At 45.5% G+C, this 3,119-nt stretch carries 3 protein-coding genes and 1 pseudogene; 1 reads left to right on the top strand and 3 read right to left on the bottom strand.

All coding sequences use genetic code 11. The features are described 5' to 3' along the window. The first annotated feature begins 190 nt into the window (after positions 1–190). Positions 191–565 (top strand): ATP-binding protein, encoded by a 375-nt coding sequence (locus AACQ21_RS05440; protein WP_029388298.1) that lies wholly within the window; start codon positions 191–193, stop codon positions 563–565. 4 nt (positions 566–569) lie between these two features. On the opposite strand, the gene AACQ21_RS05435 is transcribed toward AACQ21_RS05440, so the two are convergent. The 3 genes and pseudogenes from AACQ21_RS05435 to AACQ21_RS05425 form a co-directional block, all read right to left on the bottom strand. After that, the gene (locus AACQ21_RS05435; protein WP_013856658.1) at positions 570–1,706 is read right to left on the bottom strand and encodes an ABC transporter permease; all 1,137 of its coding nucleotides are present in this window, start codon (positions 1,704–1,706) and stop codon (positions 570–572) included. Further along, a complete protein-coding gene (locus tag AACQ21_RS05430) occupies positions 1,699–2,847 on the bottom strand; it encodes an ABC transporter permease (RefSeq protein WP_105977588.1) in 1,149 nt (382 codons plus the stop codon). Before AACQ21_RS05430 ends, AACQ21_RS05435 begins: the two co-directional genes overlap by 8 nt. A 5-nt stretch (positions 2,848–2,852) precedes the next feature. Beyond that, a pseudogene (locus AACQ21_RS05425) lies at positions 2,853–3,119 on the bottom strand (HlyD family secretion protein); the annotation flags it as partial.

Genomic DNA, 3,119 nt, shown 5'->3' with positions numbered 1-3,119 from the left:
TCATGACGCAGTACATCACCGGCAGGCAGTTGGTCGGGGATCTTAATCGGCACAGCTTTCTCCCTAAGCTATTTTTGGACGTCTATACTGCCGAACTTAACTCAATCAAAACCAGATGTCGATAGCAAAATGAATCTTGCTGTGAAATTGGTTACTATTAGATATCCGTTTACTTACCTGTTGGATACACATGGCGCTAACCTTAACTTTGATTAGGGGATTACCCGGCTCAGGCAAAAGCACCTTAGCAAGGACGCTACATGCAAAGCATTTTGAAGCGGATATGTATTTTATCAATGAGAAAGGCAACTATTGTTATCAGCCAGATAAAATCGAGCAAGCTCATCGGTGGTGTCAACAGCAAGTGGAGCGCTGCTTAGCGCAAGGTGAGGACGTTGTTGTGGCGAATACTTTTGTTCGACATTGGGAGATGCGAGCTTACCAGCAGTTGGCTAAACGTTACCATGCAACCTTAGTGATTAATGTTTGTCGTGCGCAGTACCAGAATGTTCATGGTATCGATGATGCCACTGTTGAGCGTATGCGTCAGCAGTGGCAGGAATGATTAACTAACGCTTCCGCTGGAGTTGGTAAAAGGCAAGGGCTCCCCAACCAAACACTTGCACCCACAAGATCCCCCACTGAGTGCTGATTTGATCCCATGATGCGCCCATTTGGTTCAAACTGAGAAAACTCTGAATGGCAGGCGTACTTGGAAAGAGGTTGGATATCCAAATGATAGGGCGTGGAATTGCTTCTAACGGCCAAATAAAACCAGCTGAAAAAATCAGTGGCATTGAGCTGATTAATACCACTAACGTCACCAATTCTCGCCGCGGTGTAACTGAACCAAGCCAAATGCCGCATAGGCAAGAGGCCAGTAAGAAAGGCAGTAGAAGTAGCAATAAATGCCCCGCACTGGCGAGGGTGTTGACACCATGTGAGGTAAAACTGGCACCAAAGTAGTACATGCTGAGTAGATAATAAACAGCAACAAGGACAATGCTGCGTACCAATATTAATCGTAGCGGTGTGGTATGACTCCAATAGCCATTTCCGTGCTTTTGTGTTCCGCCCATTAATCCTGCCGCCATGATCATGGTTTGTTGTAAGATCAAAACAAACACCGCTGGGACAACGTAATCAACATAACCCATGCGTGGGTTAAAGGTCGGTTTTAGGTTGATGCTTGTGGCGGAATAGTGCTGAGCGGCCAGAGAAAGCGGTTCTCCTTCCATCACTAAACGTGACACTTTACTTTTCGCGGCTAAGGTTCCACCAGCTTGCGATAAGCCCTCAACGATGGTGCCGTACACTAGAAAGTAAGAGGCATCGCCAGCGTAGGCCAGTGTTGGACTTTTTCCAAGTAGTAGGTCTTTATAAAAATGTTCAGGAATCACTAAAATACCGCTAACTTTGCGGTTAAGAAAAGCCTGCTTGGCATCTTCAATGGTACTGTCTCGTTGAATCACTTTGACTTGTGGCGTTGCGTCAACCATGCGTTCTAGTTGGTAACTGGCTTGGCTTTTATCGAGATTGACAATCGAGAGTGTCTGCTCGCGTGGAGTTTGCTGCGTATAAGGCAAAGGGTATAAAAAGGAGTAAAAAACCACGCCACCAAAGACAGTCAACAGCACTACAGGGTTAGTGAATAGCGCTTTTAGCTCTGCTTTAAGTAGAGCAATGAATCGCGTAGTTTCAGTCATGGTTGATTCGCTCGGCTTGCTTGTGTTTACGGATAAGAATCAAAGTGAGCAGCAGCGGCAATGCATAGCCCAGCATTGGCACTAAATACTTAAGTGATGACAGCAATTCAGCGTTATAACTTACTTGGCTTACTTGCACTTCAATGTAGTGACTCACTGGTAGCAGGCTTCGCCACCACTGCGCTAGAGTATTCATATCCGTCACTGGGAACGTAATGCCCATAAACGCAAAACTTGGTGCGGTAAAAGCGCCAGCAAAACTCATCGCTCTTGCCGGATCGAGTGTTAGAAAGAAAAAGAGTGCGCCCATGATCATACAGGCGAGCGTCATTGCAAGTTGTGCGATAATCAATAGAGCAAAACTGCCGTGCATTGGCCACATTAATATTTGATAAAACCAGATTAAAAAACCAATCCCTTGCAACATAAAAATCGGCAGATAACGCATCAATGTTAGCGTTAAAATTCGTAATGGCTTTTCTCCAAGCCACGTTTGCAAACCAAAGTGACGATGGTTTGCTGCCAAAATCATAATGGTACTGACCACGACAACGATTTGCCAAAGAGCGGGTATAACCGCCGAGACTAAAAATTGCGCATAGTTTGTATTGAGATTAAACAGGGGCGTAATCTGTGTCCTGATTGGTACGGCTCGCCCCATCGCACTCAATGTGGTTTGTTGGCTAGTCGCTAGGTTTTTTACGACATCCACTTGGGCATTGAACGTACTTTGTGCTTGAACAATAGCAGAGTTGATCAATCGTCCAACCAAAATGTATTGGCTATTGAAGAAGGTCGATACTTGTGGCTGCTCACCACGAAATATTGATTTATCAAATTGATACGGAATGACAACGTACGCGTAAATGTCACTTTTAATTAACGCAGTTTTGGCTTGATTGACATCTTGGAACTGGTGCGTGACTGCCATGGTCGAGGTTGCATCGAAATCTCTTATCAATTGACGTGACAATTGGCTGTGAGACAAATCGACCACGCCAATCGGCAGATCGCGCACTATCCCTTGTGAGAAAATCCACCAAATACTGAATGCCAATACTATTGGTATCCAGCTTAGGCTAGACAATAGCCAAGGGTCATGGCGCAGCAGAGGCCATTGAGGGCGAACCTGAATCGACATAAGGCTTATAGCTCAACCACTAAACTCATTCCCATACGCAAACCTTCGACAGGTGTGGTAGGGCGAGCTTCGATTTCAAAGGTGCGTAAATCAAACCCTTGTGAGGCGTCTGTTGATCGCCATGTGGCGAAATCACCCATCACTGCAATGTGGGAAACGATAAATTCTACTTTGGCTTCTAAAGCAGGTAAGTAAGCCGTAAATGTTGTGCCTTTCGTAAAATGCTTGAGTTGATCTTCGCGTACGTTGAGCACCGCCCATGAGTCTTGGGT

This window comes from Vibrio sp. V01_P9A10T6, from assembly GCF_963877065.1.
GTDB classification, from domain to species: domain Bacteria; phylum Pseudomonadota; class Gammaproteobacteria; order Enterobacterales; family Vibrionaceae; genus Vibrio; species Vibrio anguillarum.
The sequence above is the reverse complement of the archived record's forward strand: the minus strand, read 5'-3'. Positions and strand labels throughout refer to the sequence as shown.